This window comes from Metamycoplasma cloacale (assembly GCF_900660735.1).
Lineage (GTDB): Bacteria > Bacillota_I > Bacilli_A > Mycoplasmatales > Metamycoplasmataceae > Metamycoplasma > Metamycoplasma cloacale.
This window is the reverse complement of sequence record NZ_LR215049.1, coordinates 356,357-382,237: the sequence shown is the minus strand read 5'-3', so window position 1 is coordinate 382,237 and position 25,881 is coordinate 356,357. Positions and strand designations below refer to the sequence as shown.

Genomic DNA, 25,881 nt, shown 5'->3' with positions numbered 1-25,881 from the left:
TAATAAGGAGAAAATATTATGGCAAAATTAACAAAAGAAGAATTCCTATCAGCATTAAAAGAAATGAACATTAAAGAAGTTATGGCACTAGTTGAAGGTCTAAAAGAAGAATTCGGTATTGACCCAACTGCTGTTGTAGCAACTGCTGCTGCAGCTCCTGCTGAAGCTGTTGAAGAAAAAACTTCATTCAACGTTACTTTAAAATCAGATGGTGGTAAAAAACTTGAAGTTATTAAAGTAGTTAAAGACCTACTAGGTTTAGGATTAATGGATGCTAAAAAATTAGTTGAATCAGCTCCTGCGTTATTAAAAGAAAACGTAAACAAAGAAGAAGCTGAACAAATTAAAGCTAAATTAGTTGAAATTGGTGCTGAAGTTGTAGTTGAATAATTATTAATAATCGTAAAAAGGCTTTTTCGAAAGTCCTTTTTGTCTTTTATATTAATTATACGCACACGTATATATATGCGTTATAGCATAAAAAAATTATTTAAATTGCAATTTTAAAAGATCTTTAAAAACAACACACTTACAACAATTAAAAATGAGGTATAGATATGATGACAAAATCAAAATACGAAATGAGAAAATTTGGTCCCATTACAGAAAGAAGAGATTATTCAATTAGTCAAAAGAAATTTGAAACTCCAGATTTCTTGGAAATGCAAAGAACTTCTGTTGAACAATTCCTAACCTCAGGGATTGAAGAAGAATTAAGAAGCATCTACCCAATTGAAGCACATGGTAAAGTTAGAATTGATTACATCCATAACTCAGCATATTTTGAAAAACCAAAGAAAACTGAATTTGAATGTATTAAAGAAGCAAAACAAAAATCAGCATCATATGTTGGTAAATTAAAGGCAACTTTAAGACAAACTAACATAGAAACCGGAGAAGTTGAAGATGCAGAAGTTGTATTTGCTGAAATTCCAATTATGACCTATGGTGGATCTTTCGTAATTAATGGTTCTGAAAAAGTTATTGTATCACAATTAATCAGATCAACCGGTGCATACTTTGGAGTAAACGTTAGAAATAAACAAGCAAACGACTTATTTAACAAAGTTGAAATCATTCCACAAGTTGGATCTTGATTGGAAATTTTCCACAAGGTAAAATCTGCATTAACAGATACAGTAAAAATTCATATCGACAAAAACAAATCATTTTATTTAACAATCTTTCTAAAAGCTCTTGGATTTACTAAAGAAGGAATCTACCAAATGTTTGGAAGAGTTCCTGAATTAAAAGAAACATTTAAGAAAGATAAAATCTTCACTGAATCTCATGAAGAAACAGTAAGAGAAGCGCAAGAAGCCATCTATCGTTTAATTAGAAAAGGCGATAGAATGACTGCAGAAAGTGCGCGTAACTTAATTCCATCAACTTTATTTAACGAAAAAAGATACAATCTAACAGAAACTGGTAGATTTACTTTAAACCGTAAGTTAAATATCATTGAAAGAATTACTAATTCATACCTTGCAGAACCATTGTATGGAAACGACGGAACTGTTTTGTATGAAAAAGGAATGTATATCACCATTGATGACGCTAAAAAAATTCACGAAGAATTTAGATTGGGTGTTATTCCAATGTGAAGATTACCCGATATTGATGAAACATCATACGGAAATCAATTAGATATTCCAGGTAATGAATCACTATATGAAAGACTATATGTTCCATGTGTTTGAATCTATCCAACAGAAAATGATATGATTCACGACCATAAAGTTCAAGTTTTAGGAAACGATCCAAAATCAACTGAAAACTTTTTATTAATTCCTGACTTAATTGGAACAATTTCATACTTCTTTAATCTATTAGAAAAAGTTGGAGTTGATGATGACCCCGACTCATTGATTAACAAAAGAATTGTTACAATCGGTGAATTACTACAAAATCAATTCAAGGTTGGTTTATTAAAACTTGAAAAGAACACAAAAGAAAGAATTGCATCAAAAGATATTGAAAAAATTACACCAAAGAATGTAACAAACAACAAACCTATCTTTAATCAATTCAAATCTTTCTTTAACACCTCAAAACTTTCACAATTCATGGATCAATGTAACCCATTGGCTGAAATTTCTAACAAAAGAAGAATTACTTCATTAGGGCCACGTGGTTTAAACAGAGATACTGCACAATTTGAGGTTCGGGATGTTCACTCAACACACTTTGGTAGAATATGTCCAATTGAAACTCCCGAAGGTCCTAACATTGGTTTGATTTTAAACCTAGCTTCATTCTCACAAATTGATAAATATGGTTTCATTCAAACACCATATTTCAAAGTTAAAAACAAAGTAGTTGATTTCAGTCAACCTGTTTATCTAACTGCTATTGAAGAAATTGGTTATACATTTGCACAATCTACTGTACATATTGAAAACGATGTTATTGTTGATGAATATGTGATGGTAAGACGTGATAATGAATATGTTCAAGTTAAAGCAGATGAAGTTAACTATCTAGGGGTTTCAAACCGTCAAATGACATCAATTGCTGCGTCTGCAATTCCATTCTTGGAAAACGACGATGCTAACCGTGCTTTAATGGGTTCTAACATGCAACGTCAAGCAGTGCCTGTAATTGCACCTGAAGCCCCATTAGTAGCAACTGGTGTTGAAGCTGATATTGCAAAATATTCTTCAACTAACATTCGTGCAACCAAAGATGGTGTGGTTACATATGTTGATTCAACAATGATTAAAATCGCTCCAAATGGTTCAAAGAAAGAAAAAGAACAAGTTTATAATTTAAGAACCTTTGAACGTTCAAACGCTGGAACTGTGATTCACCAAGTTCCAATTGTTAATGTTGGTCAAAACATTAAAGCAGGAGATCTATTAGTCGATGGACCTTCTATGAAAAATGGTGAATTAGCATTAGGTAAAAACGTGTTAGTCGGTTTTACCACTTGACATGGTTATAACTACGAAGATGCCGTTATTCTATCAGAAAGACTAGTAAAAGATGACGTATATACATCAATTCACATTGAAGAACAAACATTGATGTTTAGACATTCAAAAGCTGGTGAAGACTGATTAACTAACGATATTCCAAACGCATCTAACTACTCAAAACGTTTCTTAGATGAAAATGGTATTGTAAGAATTGGTTCAGAAGTTAGCGCGGGGGATATTTTAGTAGGTAGAACCTCACCAAAAGGTGAAGAAAACCCAACACCTGAAGAGAAATTAATGGCAGCAATTTTTGGTCAAAAAACTGCTTCAAGAAAAGATACCTCTTTAAAAGTTAAACACGGACACAATGGAACTGTTGTTGCAATTGAAATTCTAAGTAGAGAATTCGGCGATCAACTAGAAGATGGTGTTGAAAAAATAGTTAAAGTTTCTATAGCTCAAAAACGTAAAATCAAAGTTGGGGATAAAATGGCTGGACGTCACGGAAACAAAGGTGTTGTTTCAATCGTATTACCAGTTGAAGAAATGCCATATCTAGAAGATGGTACTCCATTAGATATGATGTTAAACCCACAAGGGGTTCCTTCACGGATGAACATTGGACAAATCCTTGAATTACACCTTGGTATGGCAGCTAAGAAACTAAATACTAAATTCGTAACTCCTGTATTTGATGGAATTACACACAACCAAATTAAAGAAATTTTAGAAGAAGCAGAAATTGATCCTTCTGCTAAAACCACTGTATATAGCGGTCAAACTGGTGAAAAGTTCGATCACCCAATTTCAGTTGGTGTGATGTACATGTTGAAACTATATCACATGGTTGATGACAAAATGCATGCGCGTTCAGTTGGTCCATATTCATTAATTACCCAACAACCATTAGGTGGAAAAAGCCAAAATGGTGGTCAAAGATTTGGGGAAATGGAAACATGAGCAATTGAATCATACGGTGCTTCAAACGTATTACAAGAACTACTTACATACAAATCAGATAACATTGTTGGAAGAAACCAAGTATACAATGCCTTATCAAGAAACACCCGTCTTCCAAAACCGGGTATGCCTGAATCATTTAATGTTTTAGCTTATGAATTAAGAGGTTTAGGTATTAAACTTGAAGTTCATGAACGTGAAGCAAATGACAACTACGACGATGAAGAAAGAGTAGATACTAAATACTATCAAGAATTTGAAGGAGGTGCAGAATAATGAAAAAATCTGGAAAATATGCAACCTTAGAAGAAGAGAAAATTGCAAAAATTTCATTAGTTCTTGCAACACCTGAGGATGTTGAAAGTTGATCACATGGTGAAGTTACTAAACCAGAAACTATTAACTATAAAAGCTACAAACCTGAACGTGGTGGATTATTTGATGAAATTATTTTTGGTCCAATGATTGACTACCGTTGTCCAGTTTGTGGTCATAAATATAAGAAAATTAATGAAGGTAGTTTCTGTACTAAAACTGAACTATGTAAACAAGAAAAAGTAGAAATTTTACCTAAAATTTCACGTCGTAATCACATGGGACATATTAAATTAAATAGTCCTGTTGTGCATTTCTGATACTTCAAAGTCGATCACTCAATTATTTATAAATTACTTGGTCTAAAAGTTGGTAAAAATCAAGAAGCCGTTAGAAGAATTGATCTGGAAAACTTAATTTACTATAAAAGTCATATTGTATTAGAATCAGGTGGTTTAAAATCATTACAAAAAAATACCATCATTGATATCAATGATGCTGCAATGATTTATAAAGACGCTCTAGAGGAATTACTACAACGTTTTGAACCGGATACCGAAGATTATGACGATATTAAAGAAACATTAGACGATCTTGTTGATAAAGCTACATCAAAAATTGGTCAAGACTACGGGATTGACTTCTATGAATTAAACGATGTTATTGAACATTATTCAGAAGCAAAAATTGGTACAGGTGCCAAAGCAATTGAATATTTATTAAAAAACATTGATTTACAAGAAGAAAAAAAACGTGTTACTGAAGAGATTAAGAAAATCAACGATGAAGAAATCAAAAACGGAGCAAAAATTGCTTCAACTGCAAAACAAAATCGTGAAAAACTTTATAAACGTCTTCAAGTAATTAATGCTTTCATTGAATCAAAACAAAAGCCAACAAGTATGTTGATCTACAACCTACCTGTTATTCCAGCTGATTTACGTCCTTTAATTCAACTAGACGGAGGACGTCACTCAACATCTGATATAAACGAACTATATCGTAGAGTAATTATCAGAAACAACCGTTTAAAACAATGACAAGAAAAAGATGCTCCTACTTTAGTTATCCAAAACGAATTAAGAATGATTCAAGAAGCAGTTGATGCTTTAATTGATAACCAAAGAAGAACACCAAACCCTGTTTTATCTAAAGACAATCGTCCATTTAAATCAATTTCAGACGCTTTAACTGGTAAAAAAGGTCGTTTCAGACAAAACTTATTAGGGAAACGTGTCGATTATTCAGGACGTTCTGTTATCGTTGTTGGACCGCATTTAAAAATGCATCAATGTGGTATACCTAGAGAAATGGCTGCTAAACTATTTGAACCATGAATTATTTCACGTTTAATCGAAAAAGAAGTGGCTACAACAATTAAAAATGCTAAGAAAATGATTGAGGATTTAAACCCAGTTATTTGACCTCATGTTGCTGATACAATCAAAGGAAGACTTGTATTATTAAACCGTGCACCAACATTACACCGTTTATCAATTCAAGCTTTTGAACCAGTATTAGTTAGAGGAAAAGCAATTAAATTACACCCATTGGTATGTACTCCATTTAACGCTGACTTCGATGGTGACCAAATGGCTGTCCATGTCCCTATTTCAGAACAAGCTTTATTAGAAAGCCGTGAATTAATGCTTGCTAATAAAAACATTCTAGGTCCTAAGGATGGAGAACCTATTATTAACCCTTCACAAGATATGATTTTAGGTATTTACTATTTAACAATAGAAGAAGCTAATGCATTAGGTGAAGGAAGAATTTTTGATAATTTCGATCATATGATGAGAGCATATGAAGCGAAAAAAGTTTCATTACACGCAAGAGTTGCATTACCTATTTCTGGAGTAAAAGCAACAAATGTAAAAATGTTTGAAAATCCAGAGGATAAACCAAAATATATTATTTCAACTGTTGGTAAATTCATTTTTAACAGCATTTTCCCAAAAACATTCCCATTCATTTATGACAATAAAGTCGTTAAAGCTAAATCATTGGATGAATATGTTTTAGGTATGGATAAATATATTGTTCCAGCTGGTACAAATATTCTAGATTACATTAAAATGGAACTATCAATTCAAGAAGCATTCAACAAGAAAAACATTGCTAAAATTATTCGTTATGTATTTAACAAATATGTAGCAACCATTTCTGTTGAAGATCTTGCATCAGTAATTAATAAAATCAATGATGTATCAACATCTGATATTGAACTTGAATTCTTTGAACTAAACAACCACAAAGGTCGCAAGTTAGATAAAGAACATGCAATGATTTTAGGTTCATTCACTGTTGAAGAAATTAAATCATTAGTTTCACGTACTCCAGAACGTGCAAACGGCGCACAAATTCCTTTTTCTGCAGAAGAAAAAGCTGAAATTCTTGACAAAGTATGATTTAAATACACTAACATCGTAGCATCAATCCTAGATGAAATTAAAGATTTAGGATTCAAATACTCAACTAAATCAGGTATTTCAATCTCTATTACTGACATTCTAGAAACTGATAAAAAATCTGAATACATCGCAGATGGAGATAAATACATTGAACAGTTAAAAGAATACTACAATCAAGGTTTCATTACCGATGATGATAGATATACTTTAACTATTAAAAAATGATCTGAAATTAAAGACTCAATTCAAGCTGAATTACAAGACATTATTAAACAAAACCCATCAAACCCAGTTATTACAATGATTAACTCAGGAGCACGGGGCAATATCTCTAACTATGTTCAATTAGCAGGTATGCGGGGATTAATGGCTAACAACACCAAAACCACTAAAGCCGATGCTAAAAACGATATTGTTGTTCGTTCAACAGTTGAAGTTCCTGTTAAATCTTCATTCATTGAAGGACTAACTGCATTTGAGTTCTATTCATCAACCCACGGGGCTAGAAAGGGACTAACCGATACTGCCTTGAACACAGCTAAATCAGGTTATTTAACTCGTCGTTTAGTAGACGTAGCACAAAATATCGTTGTTCGTGAAGAAAATTGTGGATCTGACTACGGTTACATCGCGCGTGATATTGTTGATACAAAAACTAAACAAATTATCGTTCCTTTAAGTGAAAGAATTGTTGGAAGATACACAAATAAAGCAATTTATAATCAAAATAAAGAATTAATTGCCGAAAGAAACACATTAATTACAGAAAAAATCGCGCAAAAAATTATTGAAGCTGGATTTACTGAAGTTGAAATTAGATCGATTTTAGGATGCAACACCAGAAACGGTGTATGTAAGATGTGTTTTGGTAAAGACCTAGCAACTAACAGAATTGTAAACATAGGTGAAGCAGTTGGTATCATTGCTGCTCAATCAATTGGTGAACCTGGTACTCAATTAACCATGCGTACTTTCCATACAGGAGGGGTAGCTGGAGCTGAAGATATTACAGGTGGTTTCACTAGATTAAGTGAATTAATTGACGCACACGAACAACCATGAGGTCAACCAGCAACTATTTCACCATTTAAAGGTGTGGTAGAAAAAATTGAAATTGATGAAAAGAACAACACTCATCATTTAGTAACCATTGCTACATTAGATGCAAACAATGTTTTACAACACAAAAAAGTATTTGTTGAAACTAAGAAGAAATTAAGAGTAAAAGAAGGCGATTCTGTAAGAATTGGTCAAAAACTTTCAGAAGGACCTGTAATTCTAAAACGTCTACTTGAATTAACAGATACCATTACTGTTCAAAACTATCTATTAAAAGAAATTCAAAGAATCTATCGTATTCAAGGGATTGCAATTTCTGATAAATATATCGAAATTATTATTCGTCAAATGATGTCTAAGATTGTAATTCACGACCCAGGTGATTCTAAATTCTTTGCCGGAGCTATTGTTGATATCTTTGACTATCAAGAAGAAAACGCAAGTCTATTAACTAAAGGTATGAAACCTGCTTTTGGTGAGGTAGTAATTAAAGGAGCAAAACAAGTTCCATTACTATCAGATTCATTCCTAGCAGCCGCTTCATATCAAGAAACAAGCAAGATTTTAGTTCATGCAGCAATTTCATCAAGAAATGACAATTTAAATGGATTGAAAGAAAACATTATCATTGGTAAGAAAATTCCAGCTGGTACTGCTTTATTCCCATTTGAAAAGAATTCAAAATACGACATCAAACCAGCAATTCAATACTTCAAACAAGAAACTGAAGAGCAAGAATTTGATAATTTTGTTCCATTAGACATTGAAAAATTCAATCAAGAAATTGATGAAGAATGAAATGAAACAATGCAAGAGGAAGTAATTGAAGAAGAAGATAGCTTTGATGACGATTACAATGACGACAATGATTATTAATTAACATTTAAAAAAACACAGAAACTTTAATTCTGTGTTTTTAATTTAATTTTATAATTCATTTAATTTATTAATCAATTGTTCAAAATCAACTTGTGTAGTTAACTCTTGGTTAATTTGTTTATAAATAACTCTGTTGTTTGGATCTAAAATAAACATTCCTCTTGCTAGTAAATGAATTTCTTTAATAACAATACCTAATTGATGACCAACATATAAATCATAGTAATCTGAATACATTTGAATGCTTCCGATTGGATGGCCTAAAGTTGCATAACTATTTAATGCAGTTGGTAGATCAGCTGAGAAACTAACAAAGTTGATATTTGGATATGATTGGGAAATTTTAGATAATTCAAGAATTTGCATATCGCAAACTTGAGTATTAATTGAAGGGAAAGTTGCTAGGACTGTGTATTTTTGTTCATTATTGAATAGTTTTTGTTCAAATGAACCAATTAAAGCCCCTTTTAATTCAACTTGATCATTTATTTTAATTTCTTCATCCATTAAATGTAATGGATTGTTTTTCATAGTAATTGTTCTCATGTTTTTCCTTTCGTAATTATTATATTGAGTTTTGTTTAAATAATTTAGAATTCAGTATTACGATTTAATTGATTTATCTAAATTTAATTTATAATTTATAAATTATGGATCAAAAAATAATTAAAAATAATTTAGGTTTTTCCGGTGATTTGTTTGTATATCAAGACAAATCAATGTTTAATTATTCAGTTGATACCATTATGTTAGGTAATTTTGTTTCTATTAACCGCAAGGTTTCAAATATTCTTGAGGTTGGCACTAATAACGGAGCTTTATCAATTTTCATTGCTAGTCGTTCAAAAAATATTCATATTGATGCCATTGAAATTCAAAAAAGAGCAGTTGAATTGGCTAAAAAGAATGTTTCACTTAATAAATTAGATGAACAAATTAATGTTATTCACGCAGATTTTAATCAATATTGCAATGAATATGCTTTTAAATGTGGTAATAATTTAGCAAAGAAATATTCAATGATTGTTGCTAATCCTCCTTATTACAATGAAAACTTTAACCTTGATAGAATTGCAACAACAGAAGCACAGAAAATAGCTACACATGAAATTATGTTGAATCTAGAGCAATTAATTCAAGGTTCATCACGGATTATTGAACAAAAAGGTTATCTATCTATTGTTCTTCCAATGGCTAGATACATTGATTTAATCTGTTTATTAAGAAAATATAATTTTGAACCTAAAAGAGTTCAACTAATTTATACACGTGTAGATTCACTTCCAAAATTTTGTTTAGTAGAAAGTCGTTTCAATGCCGGTTGAGGAACATTTTTTGAAAAGAATATATATCTGCATTATGATGATAAAAATAATCACGAATATCGTAGTGAAACAAAAGTATTATATAGTCCAAGAAAGGTAGATCATGAATAAAAAAACATTTTACATTTCAACTCCAATTTATTACCCAAGCGGTAATTTACATATCGGTCATCTATTAACTACAACCTTAGCATGAGTTTATAAAAACTATAAAGCTAATCAAAATTACGATACATTTTTCGTAACAGGAATTGATGAACATGGTCAAAAGATACTAAAAAAAGCGATTGAAAATAATTTAGATCCCCAAACATATGTTGATATGCAATGCCAAAAATTCATTGATCTATGAAAAAAACTTGATATTGATTATGATTTTTTCTCAAGAACAACTTCATTACAACATACTCAAACTATTGAATTAATATTTAATAAAATGTTGGAAAAGGGATTGATTTATAAAGGCGCTTATGAGGGACTTTATTCAGTTGAAGACGAAGAGTTTTTTACTAAAACCCAAGCTTTATTAATTGATAATCAATATTATCATCCAACTTCCAAACATTTATTACAAGAAGTAAGTGAAGAAAGTTATTTCTTTAATATGGAAAAATTCACTCCTTGAATTAAAGAATTTTTTGAAACAAATAGTGATTTTTTAACAAATGATGCTACTAAAAAAGAATTAATGAACAACTTCATTAATCAAGGATTATCTGATCTATCAGTTACTAGAATTGCTTTTGATTGAGGAATTAAGGTGTTAAAAAATCAAACCCCTCAACATGTAATATATGTTTGATTAGATGCATTATTTAACTACCTAACTGCTTTAAATATATATTCAGATAATGACGACAATTATTTAAAATTCTGAAAAAATGGGGATGAAAGAGTCCATGTGTTAGCTAAAGAAATTTCTCGTTTTCATGCCATATATTGACCAATCTTTTTAAAATCATTAGATATTAATCTGCCAACTAAAGAAGTAATTCATTCATGAATTATTACTCCAGAGGGTAAAATGTCTAAATCAAAAGGAAACGTAATTGAACCATTGCCTTTGATTGAAAAATATGGCGCAGAAGAAATTAAGTATTTCTTTAGTTCACAAGTAAATATTAATAATGATTTCTCATTTAGTGAAGATCTATTGATTAATGTATTAAATGCCGATCTAGCAAATAACTTTGGTAATCTATTGAATAGAGTTGCTAAAATGGTAAATCAATCATTTGAAAATGGAACAACTTATATAGCAAGCCAATTAACATCAATTGATTGCGAAATTTATACACTTTTAAAAGAAAATTACGATGAATATAAATTACATTTCAATGAATTTAATGCTGATAAAGCCTTTAAAAAAGCTATTCAATTTAGTTCTAAATTAAATGAATATATCGATCGTACAGAACCTTGAAAATTAAAAGAAAACCCAGAACGCTTAAATGTCGTATTAAATACATTGTTAAACGGAATTTATGCAGTTAACTACATGTTAAACCCTGTTTTAAAACAAAAAACAAGAAAGATTAATGAATTTCTAAACATTAATGAATTTTCTGAAACAAAACTCTTTGATTTTACAAAGTTTGACAATGTAAAAGTTGATGTTAAAGAAATATTATTCCCAAGAATTAAATAAATCTAGTTACCTAGATTTTTTTATACATCTTTTTGGTAAAATTAGTTAATTATGAGATTTATTGATGAAGTTAATATTTTTGTGCAAGCAGGAAAAGGCGGAAACGGAATTATTAGTTTCCGTCGTGAAGCACACGTAGATAAAGGTGGCCCAGATGGTGGCGACGGTGGTAATGGAGGATCTGTGTTCTTTAAAGGCGATGCAGGTGAAAATACTCTATTACAGTTTTACTATCAAAATAAAATCGTTGCCAAAGATGGTGAAAACGGAAAACCAAAAAACGCATATGGAGCAAACGCTGAAGATTTAATTGTTAAAGTGCCTTTCGGAACAATGGTTTATGACAAAGAAAATAAATTAATTGCCGATGTGATTGATGATCAACTATATTTAATCGCAAAAGGTGGTAAAGGTGGTCGTGGTAATTTGAAATTTAAATCATCAAGAAACACAGCTCCAAGAATTTGCGAAAATGGATTAAGTGGTGAAAAACATGAGTTACATTTAGTGCTTAAGGTTTTAGCTGATATTGGATTCGTTGGAAAACCATCTGCTGGAAAAAGTACCATTCTTTCATTAATTAGTAATGCAAAACCAAAAATCGCAGATTATGATTTTACAACATTAGTTCCACAATTAGGAATGGTACAATATTACGATAAGTCATTTGTTGTGGCTGATTTACCTGGTTTAATTGAAAAAGCCTCAGAAGGTAAGGGTTTGGGTATTCAGTTTTTAAAACACATTGAAAGATGTAAGGTCATTGCCCATATTATAGATTTTGGTTCAGAGAATAAAAATCCAATTGAAGATTATGAAGTTATTAATAACGAACTTAAATCATATAATCTAAAACTTGAACAACTTCCACAAGTTGTGATTGCAAACAAATCAGATCTACCATCTTTTGAACAACACTTAAGTGAATTTAAAAAGAAATTTAAAAAGGTTAAATTAATTCCATATTCAGCACTATATAATGAAAATATTGACGTTATTAAAAACGCTCTTTGAAATGCTTTAGATAAAGTTCGTCAAAATGTAAGTTTAGTTGAACAAAATGAAGATGTTGTTGTTGTATCAATGAAAAAAGATCCAATTAAAATTCATCGTTTAAATGAAAATACATGAGAAATCACTGGTGAAGAAGTAATTGAAGCATACGAAAGAATTCCATTAGTTTCATTAGATAACTTATGAAGATTAAATAAAAAATTAAGTTCATTAGGTGTTCATGATTTAATTAGAAGTCATAATGTTAAAAACGGCGACACTATAAGAATTAAAGATTACGAATTTAGTTGAAACGAGGAAGATTTTCAACAAGAAAAATATTAATTTTTGTTAAAAAAGATTTTTTTTCTTTATAATTAATAACGCATTACAACGAAAAATGCGTCGTGGAGAAGTAGCTCAGCTTGGCAGAGCGCTTGGTTTGGGACCAAGTGGTCGCAGGTTCAAATCCTGTCTTCTTCACCATTTATGGGGGGGTAGCTCACCTGGCCAGAGCGCCTGCCTTGCACGCAGGAGGTAGAGGGTTCGAGTCCCTTCCTCTCCACCATTATGGCACTGTAGCTCAGTTGGTTAGAGCGTCCGGTTCATACCCGGAAGGTCAAGAGTTCGACTCTCTTCGGTGCTACCATATGACAAGCCCAACGAGCTTACATAAAGATCGGACCCATAGCTCAATGGTTAGAGCAACCGGCTCATAACCGGTCGGTTACAGGTTCGAGTCCTGTTGGGTCCACCACGGGCAATTACCCAAGCGGCTGAAGGGAGCAGTCTTGAAAACTGTCAGGGCTTCACGGCCCTCGGGGGTTCGAATCCCTCATTGCCCGCCATATAGCGGAGTAGAGCAGTCGGCAGCTCGTTGGGCTCATAACCCAAAGGTCATTGGTTCAAATCCAATCTCCGCAACCACGGTCCAGTGGTAAAGTGGTTTAATACGCTTCCCTGTCACGGAAGAGATCGCGGGTTCAATTCCCGTCTGGACCGCCATTATTGGCTCTGTAGCTCAGTTGGTAGAGCAACGGACTGAAGCTCCGTGTGTCGCTGGTTCGATTCCTGCCGGAGCCACCATTTCAGAAATGATCAAGACCTATGGGTCTTTTTTTTATATTTTTTTGACAAGAAATAATAAAAAGGTTTATTATTGAATTTAATATTATTTAATATAATATTAATATAAAAAAGGAGGAAACAAAATGTCTATAAAATCTAAATTAGATCAATTTTATACATCTCCTTTAATCGTTGATATTTTCTTAAATAAAATCATCGATCTAAATTTAATTAATAAAAATTCATATATTATTGAGCCTTCTGCTGGTGATGGGAAGTTTATTGACGGATTTCAAAGATATTTACCAGAAAACGATTTTATTGCATTTGATATTGAAAAAAATCACCCACTAGTAAATGAACAAGATTTTTTAAAAACAAATTTATTATATTCACCAAACAATATAGTTATTGGAAACCCACCATTCGGTAATAGAGCTACTTTAGCAGTTGATTTTATTAATCATTCAGCGGAATTTAGTGATGTTATTTGTTTTGTTTTGCCAATTCAATTTAAAAGATGAAATGTTCAAAAACAAATCAATCCTGAACTAAAATTGATTTATTCAAGTGATAATTTACCTTACAATTCTTTTTTATTAAATAACAAACCTTATAACGTAAATTCTTTTTTGCAAATATGAGTTAGAGATAGAGATAACAAATTTGATGATTTAAGAATTAAAGAAGCACCACAAAATAAACATTCAGATTTCTCTTTGTATATTCACAATAATACAAAAGAAACATTGAAATATTTTGATAAACAAACATATGATTGAGATTTTGCAGTTCATAGACAAGGTTATTATGATTACAATAAAAAAATATTGAATGAATCAGAATTAATTACTAATCGCCAATATTTGTTTATAAAAATCAATAACCCCATTGCAAATGAAGTTTTTAAACATATTGATTTTGATAAATTAGCAAATTCTAATACAGTTGTTAAAGGATTTTCTAATACAGATTTAGTAAAAGAATATATTGAAATTAAAAAAAATATATCAACAGTTTAGTCGATATACATTCAGACATTTCAGCTAGAAGTGGTTCCACCAGTTTTAGCTGAATATTTTTTTCCTGAATTTTTAGGTCATTCATAATTATTTTTTCAATTTAGTAGGAATTTCAATTTTAAATTTTTATTCCGCAAGATAATTGTTATTCTTTGTTTAGCTTCGTTGGAACCGATATTTTCTATTTCTCAATTATCAATGGTATTTAATAATTCTTTATATTCAATGCATTTAGGTGTAATTAAACATTTAATTGTTGGAACGTTAATATTTTCACGATTGCCACTAGAGATTAATAGTTTATTTAACTCCTTATTATTTACTTTTAGTTTTGATAATTTCATCATTTGAACCAATTGATCAATAACTGTTTGTAAATTGTTTAACAAATCATCTTCGTTTGTTATTCCTTCATTTATACATTTTCTTTGATAATTTATTATTGTTTTGTTCATTTCTTTGAAATTAAATGACATTTCATCATTATTAAATAATGTATTCATTTTTTTATTACCAATATTTGCTAATGTCTCGGAACCAAATTTCATTTCTAAATTAACTATTTTAGAAATGCCATTTTCGTCAGTAAAAGAAACATATGCATCTGCGTCTAATTGATTGTTATTTTTATTTTTGAAAATTTTTATATTCTTGATATTTAAGAAATGATCGTTTATTAAATTTTTCAACATTGGATTTAATTTATCAAATAAATTAATTACTTCATTTTTTGTTAAATTACGATAATTTACAGGTTTATTTGCATCATTGATTTTAATAAAATCATTTACAATTTTTAATTTCTTTTCTTCATCTAATGAATAGTATTCATCGCAACATATATACTCTAAAATTCTTATACTTTTATCAACGTTCATTTAAATTTATCCTTTATATTTAAATTTATTATATCTAATAATTTAATTAAATCTGATATTAAAGAAAGTTATAGGAAAATAAGTTCTGTTTTTTCGCTTTTATTTAGTTATTTTTTATAGGTTAATATATAATATTAAACATTATGATAACCGCTATTACAGTATTCGGTATTCTAGCCTCAGTTTGTACCGTTGGCTTAGGATTACCTCAATTAATTCATCAATTAAAGAAAAAAGAAACCGGAGATGTTAACTTTATATCATTTTGAGTGTTTTATTTAGGGTTACTTGTATGAATCATATTTGGAACATTTCAATCAGGAAATATAGGTGACAAACCATACATTTTCATTGCTAACTTTATATGTATTTTCTTCTATTCAATGACAATGTATTTTGTGTATTACTATCACAAAAAAGTGCAATTAGCTACCAAAAGAAAAGTTTTAATTCCAATTATTTTAGTTATTCTAGCTTCAATTGCATTCCTATTAATATTTATCTTTAGAGTATATAAAGTATTTAAAATTGGTGTAGACGCAAATGGTTCAGATATTTACTTTGATCCAAACTTTGGTGAAAATGGAACATTAATTTTTGGATTTATTGCTCCATCATTTACTACATTTGCTTTCTTACCTCAAATTATTCAAAACTTCAAAAATAAAGATTTTAGTGGAATAACACCTTACATGCCATTGCTATATATCATCAATAACACATTCTGAATTTTAAACTTCAGTTTATTAATCGCAATGATTGGTGATAAAGCTGCTATTGGTGGTCTAGCATGACAAATTATTTCAACAATTATCTTTGGAACACAATTTATAGCAACTGTTTGCTGAATTAAATCGGTAAAAAGAAAAAATCAGGAAGATTATTCAAGAACCAATTTAGCAGAAGTTAAATAAGCTCTTAATAAATTACTCTTTCCTAATTCAATCCCACCGAAATATCTAACAATAAAGATTCCTTTATTTGTTAGATTTTTATTTTCTAGTAATTTATATAAAGGAATTCCCGCAACCCCTTTAGGTTCGCGATCGTCAGTATAACCATTTGAAATTTCTAAATCGTTGTTAATTAAATAAGCATAAACAATATGTTTAGCTTTGGGATGTTCTTTTCTTAAATTGTTTAAGATTTCTTTAGCTTCTTCTTTGGAATTGATATTAAAAAGATAACTAATAAATTTTGATTTTTTAATTTCATAAATAGCCATTTTAATAATTATATTGTTATAATTAACACTATGTTAAAAATTGAAGTTAAATATTCAGAAAGAATCGATAAATATATTGCAAACAATAGCGAAATTAGCCGAAATGATATTCAATCATTAATATCAGAAGGGGCAGTTTTTGTTAATGGCGTAAAGATTAACAAAAACAAATATGTTGTTAAGGAATTTGACGTTATTGAAGTCATTAAAATGATTGAAAAACAAACCAATATTGAACCTGAAGAAATTAAATTAGATATTGTTTATGAAAATGAAGATTATTTAATTATTAATAAACCATCAGGTATGGTAGTTCATCCAGCACCTGGCCATAAAAGTAGTACATTAGTAAATGCTTTAATGTATCACTTTAAAAACAATTTAAGCAATGTTAATGGTTTATTGAGATTAGGAATTATTCATAGAATTGACAAAGACACATCAGGACTTTTAATAATTGCTAAAAACAACGATACACATAATTACTTTGCTAATTTGTTAAAAAATCACGAAATCAAACGTACTTATTATGCAATTGTTGACGGAGTTATCGAAAATAAAATTATGCATTTAGATCTTCCAATTGGTAGAGATCCTAAAAATCGTCAAAAATATACAGTAACTGATAAAAATTCAAAACACGCCTTTACGATGATTGAAGTTTTAAAATATATCAAAATTAACAATCAAAATAAAACTGTAATTAAATGTAATTTAAAAACAGGAAGAACACATCAAATTAGAGTTCATCTAAAATATATCAATCACCCAGTTTATGGTGATCCAATATACAACAAAAGTATTGATGAATTTAATCAAAGATTACATGCAAAGGAACTAGATTTTATTGATAATAAAGGAATTGCTCAACATTTCGAAATTCCATTGCCTGATATTATGGAAAAAGAAATTAACGAAAATTAATCAATTATCCATTAGGATAATTAAATTAATTTATAATTTTAAACGAAGGAGGTTATATGCAAGAAAATTTAAGTGGATCACAATTTGATCCAAGAAACTATAAAAGCGAATCAGAATTTTATGACGAACATAAAAAATCAATCATTCTTTGATTCCTTCTTCCAATAGTTATTTTTGTAATTTCTTTAATATTATATGTTGCAGGTATTGTTGAATTCGTTGCTCATGAAACAGTTTATCACTTCCGTCATTTAGAAATTCAAGGAAATACAGAAGCAACTTGACTTTCATTGCGGAAATCATTTATCATTGTTAAGTCAATTACTGCCTGTTTTTATCTAGGATTATTTATATGAATGATCACAAGTTTATCAGTAGCTTCTAAAAGTAAGTCATTGTCTAGATTTTCATTTCTTTTATTGATCATTGTAGATATTGTTTCAATTATTTCTATTATTAACTTTGCAATGAATTTTATATACTGAATTCCATATTTAGGTTGAACAACCAATATTTTAGGATTTACAAGTACAATTATTTATTTTGCTTTCTTTGTATTATGAACAATTAAAACTAAAGGTTATATCAGAAAATCAAAACAAATTCTTTTCTTTTTAAGAATGAAAGAAGAAAACCCAATGTTTGATCAATTCTTTGGCTCATCAAACGGTTTTAGTTTCCAAACAGAAAATGCAAAATCAGAAGAACAAGAAGATACTGTTATCTTGGCTGATAAAAATGAAAAAGTTGAAAACAATTCAACAACAATTGATTTCAAACAAAAATTGCAAGATTTAAATGATGATCAATTAAAGACATTAGCTTCAAAATTAAATATTTATGGTTATGAAGAATTAAATCGTAAGGAATTAATTGAAAAAATCGCAGTTGTATTTAAAGAAAATTCAGATAACAAACCAAAAGATGATCAAGATAATAAAGGTGAGAAATAATGATCTATCTTAACACGACTACCGATAGTACAACTCAACCAGCTCCAAGTCCAGTTGCACCTGTACCATCAACTGAACAAACAAGCTCTATTCCTTACACAACTTTTGCATTGATTGCTCTATTTGTAATGATTGCTTCATATTTAATTGTAAAATGAATCATTAATTTCAAACGTAGTATTGACAAAACAAAATCTACTTTGAAACACGAATTAGTGACTAGATATGTTCAAGGATTTAACTGAAAAAGCAGTGCGATATTAAACATTATCATTATTAACGTTTTATCAATAACTGTTGTGTTATTTGGAATTATATATTTAGCTAAAAAATACGAAAAACCATTATCATCTGCGGCGCTTTCTGGATTTTATGGTTCTATTGCCATTGGACTATTATTATTAATTATTTTCTGAATCAGTTATATTATTTTATTCATTAACGGTTTTAAAGATGCACAATATCATCATAAAAAAGATCTAGAAGCTGAATTAAAAGCAATTAAAAATAGTTTAAATATTAACAACTATGATCATCCAGAATTGATTAAATTAGATATTGAAAAAATCAAAGCTGAGAACCCACTTGGTACTAAAGTTATTGCTAAATTTATCTATCAATATAATCATTTACAAGAACAAAAATTAGAAAAACAATATTTAACTTATTTAGATCAAATTTTTAAAATCAATCTATTTCTTGAATCACTTGAAGCAATGGAAAAAAGCGAAAAACAAAATATTGAAAAAATTGAAAATCAAGAAAACGAAACCAAAGAAGTTGTTGAACAAAAAAGCGATACTGAATTAACTAAACTTGAAAAAGAAATTATTTGAATGGAAAGAGCAGATCGCAAAGTAACAATTATTAAAGAAGCGAATAAATTGGAAAAATCACTTTCTAAAGAAGAGATACAAAAAAGATATGAAGAATATCTATATACAATTAGAAACGAAGATCCATTACATGCTAATGTTCAAAGAAATAGCTGATTGACATACCGTGATTCAGACATAGAAGATCTATTCTATAATCCAAATAGCTACGTAATCTATTCAATTGATAATGGGCAAACTTCTTTAGAGCTTTCTTACAAAAACTTCATTATCTATTACAAAGATTTATTAATTAAAAAGTTTTATTCTACAAAATAGTGAAATTATCGCTTAAAACAAGCGGTAATTTTTTTATAAAAAAAATGTAATACACCGGGTATGTTGTTGTATAATATTATACGTATTTTAGAAATTGCAAAATACCAAACATAAAATATTAAAACATTAAAATGAAAGGATACAAATATGCCTACAATTAGCCAACTAATTACAAAAGGCCGTAAAGACAAGACAACAAAATCTAAAGCGCCTGCTTTAGGTATGATGTATAACTCTTTACAAAAGAAAGAAAATCGTATCCCTAGCCCATTTAAACGTGGTGTATGTACTAGGGTTGCGACAATGACCCCTAAAAAACCTAACTCAGCTATTCGTAAATATGCCCGTGTTAGATTATCAAACGGTCAAGAAGTTACTGCTTATATTCCAGGTGAAGGACACAACTTACAAGAACACTCAGTTGTTTTAATCCGTGGTGGTAAAGTTAAAGACTTACCAGGGGTAAGATACACAATCGTGCGTGGTACACAAGATGCAGCGGGAGTTGCAAACAGAAAACAAGGTCGTTCTGTATACGGAACAAAAAGACCAAAAGCATAATTCAATTAATTAGAAAGGAAAATAATATATGTCAAGAAAACACAAAGCACCTGTTAGAGACGTACTTGCAGATCCAGTTTTTAACTCAAAAATTATTACCAAACTAATTAACACAATTATGTTAGATGGTAAGAAATCTATCGCTGAATCAATTTTATACAACGCATTTGAAATTATTAAAACCAAAACCGGAAAAGAAGGAATTGAAGTATTTAACGTGGCACTTGAAAACATTAGTCCACAATTAGAAGTAAGATCAAGAAGAGTTGGTGGATCAAACTACCAAGTTCCTTGTGAAGTTAGTGCAAAAAGAAAACAAACATTAGCACTAAGATGACTTATTCAATATGCAAGATTAAGAAACGAAAAAACTATGGATGAAAAATTGGCAAATGAAATTATTGATGCATCAAACAAAATGGGTGGTGCAATTAAGAAACGTGAAGATACCCACAAGATGGCTGAATCAAACAAAGCATTTGCTCACTTTAGATGATAGTAAGGTCGGAACTTAATTATGGCAAGAGAATATAATATTGAAGATTACCGTAATATCGGTATTATGGCGCATATTGATGCTGGTAAAACAACAACTACAGAAAGAGTTTTATACCACACAGGAAAAATTCATAAAATTGGTGAAACACATGATGGTGCTAGCCAAATGGACTGAATGGTTCAAGAACAAGAAAGAGGTATTACAATTACCTCTGCAGCTACAACTGCTTATTGATTAGGAAAAAGATTAAACATTATCGATACACCAGGACACGTTGACTTTACAATTGAGGTTGAACGTTCACTTAGAGTATTAGATGGTGCTGTAACCGTTTTAGATGCACAAAGCGGGGTTGAACCACAAACTGAAACAGTTTGAAGACAAGCATCTAACTACCGTGTACCAAGAATTGTTTATGTAAATAAAATGGATAAAGCTGGAGCAAACTTTAAAGCTTCTGTTGAGTCTCTTAGAAGATTATTAGGAGCAAATGCTCACGCTATTCAATTAAATATCGGTGCTGAATCATCATTTAACGGAATTATTGATTTAGTTGAAATGAAAGCTTATGAATATGACGGAAAAGAAGATGAAAATGCATTAGAAATTGAAATTCCTAAAGATTTATTAGAAGAAGCACAACTAATGCGTATGTCATTAGCTGAAGCTGTTGCTGATTTTGATGAAGATTTAATGGCTGTTTTATTAGAAGAAGGTGAAGTAACACCTGCTATGTTAAAACAAGCTATCAGAAAAGCTACATTAACAGCTACATTCTATCCAGTTGTTTGTGGAACATCATTTAAAAACAAAGGTGTTAAATTAATGTTAAACGCTGTTGTTGACTATCTACCTAGCCCAGTTGACATTCCAGCTATGAAAGCATATAAAGGAGAATCAGCTGAAGAAATTCACATTCCTGCTTCAGATGATGAATTCTTCTCTGCATTAGCATTTAAAGTTATGAACGACCAATACGTTGGTAACTTAACATTCTTTAGAGTTTATTCAGGAGTTCTAAATAAAGGTTCTTATGTAATGAACTCAACTAAACAAGTTAAAGAAAGAATTGGACGTATTCTATTAATGCATGCTAACTCAAGAACTGATATTGATGAAGTTAGATCAGGTGATATTGCTGCTGCTGTTGGACTAAAAAGTACAACAACAGGAGATACTCTAATTGATGAAAAATACAAAGAAATTACATTAGAAAATATGAATTTCCCTGAACCAGTTATTTCACAAGCTGTTGAACCAGCTACCAAAGATGCTTCAGAAAAATTATCTCTAGCATTGCAAAGATTATCAGCAGAAGACCCAACATTTAAATACTACACAGACGAAGAAACAGGTCAAACAATTATCGCTGGTATGGGTGAATTACACCTAGATATCATTGTAGACCGTCTAAAAAGAGAATTCAAAGTGGAAGTTAGAGTTGGAGCTCCTCAAGTTTCATACCGTGAAACTATTACTAAATCAGCTGAAGTTGAAGGTATTCACAAGAAACAATCAGGTGGTAAAGGTCAATATGGTCACGTTTGAATTAAATATGAACCAAACCCAGATGGTGGTTTTGAATTTATTGATAAAATCGTTGGTGGAAAAATTCCTAAAGAATACATTAAATCAATTGAAAAAGGTTTAAGAGAAAAAATGGATATTGGTATTTTAGCTGGATATCCAATGATTGACATTAAAGCTACATTATTTGATGGTTCATACCATGAAGTAGATAGTTCTGAATTAGCATATAAAATTGCTGCTTCTAAATCATTGACTAAAGGTAAAGAATTATTAGGCACTGTTTTACTTGAACCAATTATGGACGTTGCAGTTGTTGTTCCTGAAGACTTCTTTGGAGATGTTATGGGAGATATCTCAAGAAGAAGGGGACAAGTTAGAGATAACGAAACTAGAAATGATGGTGCACATGTTATTAAGGCATATGTTCCATTGAGTGAAATGTTTGGTTATGCAACTGAATTAAGATCAATGACAACCGGTAGAGGAACATACCAAATGTGATTTGATCACTATGAAAAATTACCACGTAATTTAGCTGATGAAATTATTAAAAAACGTGGTGGTTCAAAAGTTGATGACGATGAATAATTATTAAAACCAAGTTGCATACTTGGTTTTTTTTATCTGCATTTATATAAAAATACATTTATTGTTTTAATATAAATAGATATAGAAAAGTAATAAAATATAAATAATGTTGTTATGTAAAATACAGCAGATATTTTTTAAAAAACATAGGAGTAACATGACTAAAAAAAGCAAAATTCTATGAAGTGTTATGGCTGGGATGACACCACTATTTGGTGCAACTACCTTAATGTCAACTAAATGTGGTGAGCCAAAACCAAATATCAATAAATCATACGAAAAAGTAGAATCATATAATAAACAACTTACTCCAATTAAAAAGCAAGTTGAATCAATGGAAGAAGTAATTTCTAAAAAAAATGAAGAAATTACCAAATTGAATGAAGAATTAACTAAATTAAATGAAAATTCTACGATGGGCGAAACCGAAAAATCATCTAAAATCGCAGAAATAAATAAAAAAATTGAAGCTATTAATAGCGAAATTCAAAATCAAACTACAATTTTAAATAAGAACCTTGAAGAAATTGAGCGTTTAAATAATTTAAAAATTAATGAATTACAAATAATTGCTTCATCAGAAGAAGGCAGCGAAAAAGATAAGAAATTTACTGCTGAATATATTATTTTATTAAAGGATTTATATTCAAAAGAATTGGACAAATTAGGATTAAATCCTACTAACGCCGCCCCAACTGCGGATGACGATAAAAAAATGGTTACTGAAATTGATAAATTTATTAATCGGATTAACGAAATTAAAAAAGTTAATTTGACAAGTGATTCAATTGCATGAGCAAATGGACTAAAATTCAATTGAGAAATTGAAAAAGGAAATCACGATAAAGGTTTAAGATACTTATTAAGTACATTTAATTGAGGGCCAAGTGATACATATGCAGCAAATGGATTTTATGGTTCAATTGTTGCTGATCCCGATTCTGGCGCTAAAGTATTTAAACAATGAAAAGCAACTTTAAAAGAAGCAATTGAATTAGGGTTGGTTCCTTCAAAAGTTTGAATTAAGTCAAATATAAATGCTTTTGTTAAAGAATATTATGCAGATAGATTAGCCAATTTCTATAAATCAGAAGCTAATTCAATTAAATTAAAAGATTTAATTGCTTATAAATCAAATGCCGTTAAACCTGCTGATACAGACGAAGCTGAATGAGCCGCAAAACAAGCAATTGATGAATTTTATGATTTTTATATTACTGAATATTACAAAGCATCAAGTTATGGATTTGGTGAAAATCTAACTGAATTTGTGTTATCAAAAACCAATGATGTTAATGAGCTAGAAGATACAATTGAAGTTAATGTTGATAATACATATAAAAAAATATATGGATTAGGATATACACAAAAAGATTTAAATGAAACAAAAGTAGGTATTGGATTTATGCCTGGTAAACCAGGTGGTTTAACTGGCGATGATCTATATAAACAATACCTAAAAATGGTTACAACTTCAAACTTAACTCCTCAAGAAATTTATGAAGAAGGGTATAAATCATCTAAAGATGCAGCTAATAATATGCAAAAAATAGCAACTGAAGTTGCAAAATTAATCACAGGTAATGATAATACAGAATGAACACCAACCATTAAATATGATGAAGATGGTATTGGTGAAAAACCTGCTAAAGAAATAAAATTGCATATTAGAAATGCACAAGGTGAAATTAATTTACCTGAATTTAATAAATGATTAAATGCCGAAGATTTCTTCTTTGGTAGAGAGGAATCAAGTTATTACACAGATGAATTAAAGAGATCTTTAAAAGAAGATCCAAATCTAAAGGATTCAAGAGATCATTTAACTAAATTAGATTATGACCATTTATTTGCCGATTCAAATAAAAACGAAGAATATGGAAGCATTACTAATGAACAATTCTACTATGGAGCTCTAGAAGCATTTAAAGCTTATAAACAATTTAAAGCTACAACCCAAAAATATGGTGCTTCATATTTCCCTAAAGAAGTTCCTGATTATGGAATTGATACATATAAATTTAGTAGAAGAGCAAATGAAGGTGTAGGAGCATATGAAGGTTCTGTATCTAATTTCTTCTTTAATGTTGATCCATATTATTCATTACCAAAATGATCAGTTACATCATTTGCTAACCACGAATCAATGATGGGTCACCATAACCAAATTCAATATGCTAAATATAATTTAGCTACAATTGACGGTTTGAAATTGGGTGACATCTTTGGATATACAGCATATGCCGAAGGTTGAGCGCTATTTATGGAATGATTTGGTATTGAAGCTGGATTCTACGGAACTCCTGATTATAATAATAAAGATAATGATTACTATGCAATGCCAATTGATTTCTCATTATCAAAAGGTATTACAAGCTTTATTACATCAACCGAAGATAGTGCAATTACTGAAGATATTATTAAACAAATGAAAGAATTACATGGCGGAGTATATTGACAAAAAGTTGCATCTGTAAGAAGTTATAGTGATGATAAACAACATACAAGAGATGCCGCTAAATTAGCTAATATGCTTCAATACTTTGGAGCATTGAATGAAGCTCAATTAAGAAATATGAGATTAGCATTGGATACTTCATACCACAGTCCAAGTGTTAAAGGTCACGATGATTTAATTACTGGTCATTCAATCTCTCAAGCTAGATCATTTATGACAGCTAATTCAGCTTTAGGTATTGGTGATATTACATCAGAATCAAGAAGATATCTATCATTACCAGCTCAAGCAACAGCTTATAACTCAGGTAAGAAAGTTATGTTAGATCTATATAAGAAAGTGCAAAATCATTTAGGCTTAAGCCGTGAAGCATTCGTTAATGCATCAGAAGGTGATGTAAAACATGTTCATATTAAGAAACTATATGATATGTTCTTAAGAAACGGCGGTCTACCAATGAGTGCACTTGAAGAAGTAATTAAAAACGAATATAATATAAAATAAAACTTA

General features: G+C 30.1%; 18 protein-coding genes and 8 tRNA genes. 23 read left to right on the top strand and 3 right to left on the bottom strand.

The annotated features are described in order from the left end of the window. Positions 1-18 precede the first annotated feature (18 nt). From rplL to rpoC, 3 genes are all read left to right on the top strand, one after another. Positions 19-390 carry a 50S ribosomal protein L7/L12 gene (rplL, locus tag EXC28_RS01680; RefSeq protein ID WP_029330825.1) on the top strand — a complete coding sequence of 124 codons (372 nt, stop codon included), beginning with the start codon at positions 19-21 and terminating at the stop codon, positions 388-390. Positions 391-557: 167 nt separating this feature from the next. After that, the gene (gene rpoB, locus EXC28_RS01675; protein WP_029330823.1) at positions 558-4,154 is read left to right on the top strand and encodes a DNA-directed RNA polymerase subunit beta; all 3,597 of its coding nucleotides are present in this window, start codon (positions 558-560) and stop codon (positions 4,152-4,154) included. Beyond that, positions 4,154-8,542 (top strand): DNA-directed RNA polymerase subunit beta', encoded by a 4,389-nt coding sequence (gene rpoC / locus EXC28_RS01670; RefSeq protein WP_029330821.1) that lies wholly within the window; start codon positions 4,154-4,156, stop codon positions 8,540-8,542. The genes rpoB and rpoC overlap by 1 nt, the downstream gene beginning before the upstream one ends. A 51-nt stretch (positions 8,543-8,593) precedes the next feature. Here the strand turns inward: rpoC and EXC28_RS01665 are convergent, their stop codons facing one another. Further along, the gene (locus EXC28_RS01665; protein ID WP_051622627.1) at positions 8,594-9,091 is read right to left on the bottom strand and encodes a redoxin domain-containing protein; all 498 of its coding nucleotides are present in this window, start codon (positions 9,089-9,091) and stop codon (positions 8,594-8,596) included. Positions 9,092-9,195: 104 nt separating this feature from the next. Between EXC28_RS01665 and EXC28_RS01660 the strand changes: the two genes are divergently transcribed. From EXC28_RS01660 to EXC28_RS05725, 12 genes are all read left to right on the top strand, one after another. Then, positions 9,196-9,981 carry a tRNA1(Val) (adenine(37)-N6)-methyltransferase gene (locus tag EXC28_RS01660; RefSeq protein ID WP_029330817.1) on the top strand — a complete coding sequence of 262 codons (786 nt, stop codon included), beginning with the start codon at positions 9,196-9,198 and terminating at the stop codon, positions 9,979-9,981. Beyond that, positions 9,974-11,518 carry a methionine--tRNA ligase gene (gene metG, locus EXC28_RS01655; protein ID WP_029330815.1) on the top strand — a complete coding sequence of 515 codons (1,545 nt, stop codon included), beginning with the start codon at positions 9,974-9,976 and terminating at the stop codon, positions 11,516-11,518. The genes EXC28_RS01660 and metG overlap by 8 nt, the downstream gene beginning before the upstream one ends. A gap of 51 nt (positions 11,519-11,569) precedes the next feature. Beyond that, positions 11,570-12,856, top strand: coding sequence for a GTPase ObgE (gene obgE, locus EXC28_RS01650; protein WP_029330813.1), 1,287 nt, complete (start codon positions 11,570-11,572; stop codon positions 12,854-12,856). 64 nt (positions 12,857-12,920) lie between these two features. Continuing rightward, positions 12,921-12,997 (top strand) — tRNA-Pro (locus EXC28_RS01645). Between the two features lie 5 nt (positions 12,998-13,002). Further along, positions 13,003-13,079: transfer RNA gene (locus EXC28_RS01640), tRNA-Ala, on the top strand. Between the two features lie 4 nt (positions 13,080-13,083). Then, positions 13,084-13,160 (top strand) — tRNA-Met (locus tag EXC28_RS01635). Between the two features lie 32 nt (positions 13,161-13,192). Then, positions 13,193-13,268 (top strand) — tRNA-Ile (locus EXC28_RS01630). A 1-nt stretch (position 13,269) separates the two neighbouring features. Further along, positions 13,270-13,359, top strand: a tRNA-Ser gene (locus tag EXC28_RS01625). 3 nt (positions 13,360-13,362) lie between these two features. Then, positions 13,363-13,438, top strand: a tRNA-Met gene (locus EXC28_RS01620). A 1-nt stretch (position 13,439) separates the two neighbouring features. Next, positions 13,440-13,516: transfer RNA gene (locus tag EXC28_RS01615), tRNA-Asp, on the top strand. Between the two features lie 5 nt (positions 13,517-13,521). Continuing rightward, positions 13,522-13,597, top strand: a tRNA-Phe gene (locus EXC28_RS01610). Between the two features lie 125 nt (positions 13,598-13,722). Beyond that, positions 13,723-14,601, top strand: coding sequence for a hypothetical protein (locus tag EXC28_RS05725; RefSeq protein ID WP_029330811.1), 879 nt, complete (start codon positions 13,723-13,725; stop codon positions 14,599-14,601). Here EXC28_RS05725 and EXC28_RS01600 read toward each other — a convergent pair. Beyond that, positions 14,598-15,479, bottom strand: coding sequence for a hypothetical protein (locus tag EXC28_RS01600; protein ID WP_029330808.1), 882 nt, complete (start codon positions 15,477-15,479; stop codon positions 14,598-14,600). The genes EXC28_RS05725 and EXC28_RS01600 overlap by 4 nt on opposite strands. 143 nt (positions 15,480-15,622) lie before the next feature. On the opposite strand from EXC28_RS01600, the gene EXC28_RS01595 reads away from it, so the two are divergent. After that, positions 15,623-16,393: a PQ-loop domain-containing transporter gene (locus tag EXC28_RS01595; RefSeq protein WP_051622626.1), complete on the top strand. Its 771-nt coding sequence runs from the start codon at positions 15,623-15,625 to the stop codon at positions 16,391-16,393. Here EXC28_RS01595 and EXC28_RS01590 read toward each other — a convergent pair. After that, positions 16,360-16,704: a YigZ family protein gene (locus EXC28_RS01590; RefSeq protein WP_029330804.1), complete on the bottom strand. Its 345-nt coding sequence runs from the start codon at positions 16,702-16,704 to the stop codon at positions 16,360-16,362. The two genes, EXC28_RS01595 and EXC28_RS01590, sit on opposite strands and share 34 nt — an antisense overlap. 30 nt (positions 16,705-16,734) lie before the next feature. Here EXC28_RS01590 and EXC28_RS01585 point away from each other — a divergent pair, with 30 nt between their 5' ends. The 7 genes from EXC28_RS01585 to EXC28_RS01555 all read left to right on the top strand — a co-directional run bounded on the left by EXC28_RS01585 (position 16,735) and on the right by EXC28_RS01555 (position 25,875). After that, positions 16,735-17,628 (top strand): RluA family pseudouridine synthase, encoded by an 894-nt coding sequence (locus tag EXC28_RS01585; protein WP_029330802.1) that lies wholly within the window; start codon positions 16,735-16,737, stop codon positions 17,626-17,628. Between the two features lie 56 nt (positions 17,629-17,684). Next, positions 17,685-18,581, top strand: a complete 897-nt coding sequence (locus EXC28_RS05720; RefSeq protein WP_029330800.1) for a hypothetical protein — start codon at positions 17,685-17,687, stop codon at positions 18,579-18,581. Then, on the top strand, positions 18,581-19,735 hold the full coding sequence (locus tag EXC28_RS05715; RefSeq protein WP_051622624.1) for a hypothetical protein: 1,155 nt from the start codon (positions 18,581-18,583) through the stop codon (positions 19,733-19,735). The genes EXC28_RS05720 and EXC28_RS05715 overlap by 1 nt, the downstream gene beginning before the upstream one ends. A gap of 147 nt (positions 19,736-19,882) precedes the next feature. Further along, positions 19,883-20,296 carry a 30S ribosomal protein S12 gene (gene rpsL, locus EXC28_RS01570; protein ID WP_029330796.1) on the top strand — a complete coding sequence of 138 codons (414 nt, stop codon included), beginning with the start codon at positions 19,883-19,885 and terminating at the stop codon, positions 20,294-20,296. Between the two features lie 28 nt (positions 20,297-20,324). Further along, entirely contained in the window at positions 20,325-20,795 is a 471-nt protein-coding gene (gene rpsG / locus EXC28_RS01565; RefSeq protein WP_029330795.1) for a 30S ribosomal protein S7, read from the top strand. Between the two features lie 18 nt (positions 20,796-20,813). Next, positions 20,814-22,913 (top strand): elongation factor G, encoded by a 2,100-nt coding sequence (gene fusA / locus EXC28_RS01560; RefSeq protein ID WP_029330794.1) that lies wholly within the window; start codon positions 20,814-20,816, stop codon positions 22,911-22,913. A gap of 157 nt (positions 22,914-23,070) precedes the next feature. Next, positions 23,071-25,875: a DUF885 family protein gene (locus EXC28_RS01555; RefSeq protein ID WP_158524906.1), complete on the top strand. Its 2,805-nt coding sequence runs from the start codon at positions 23,071-23,073 to the stop codon at positions 25,873-25,875. Positions 25,876-25,881 lie beyond the last annotated feature (6 nt).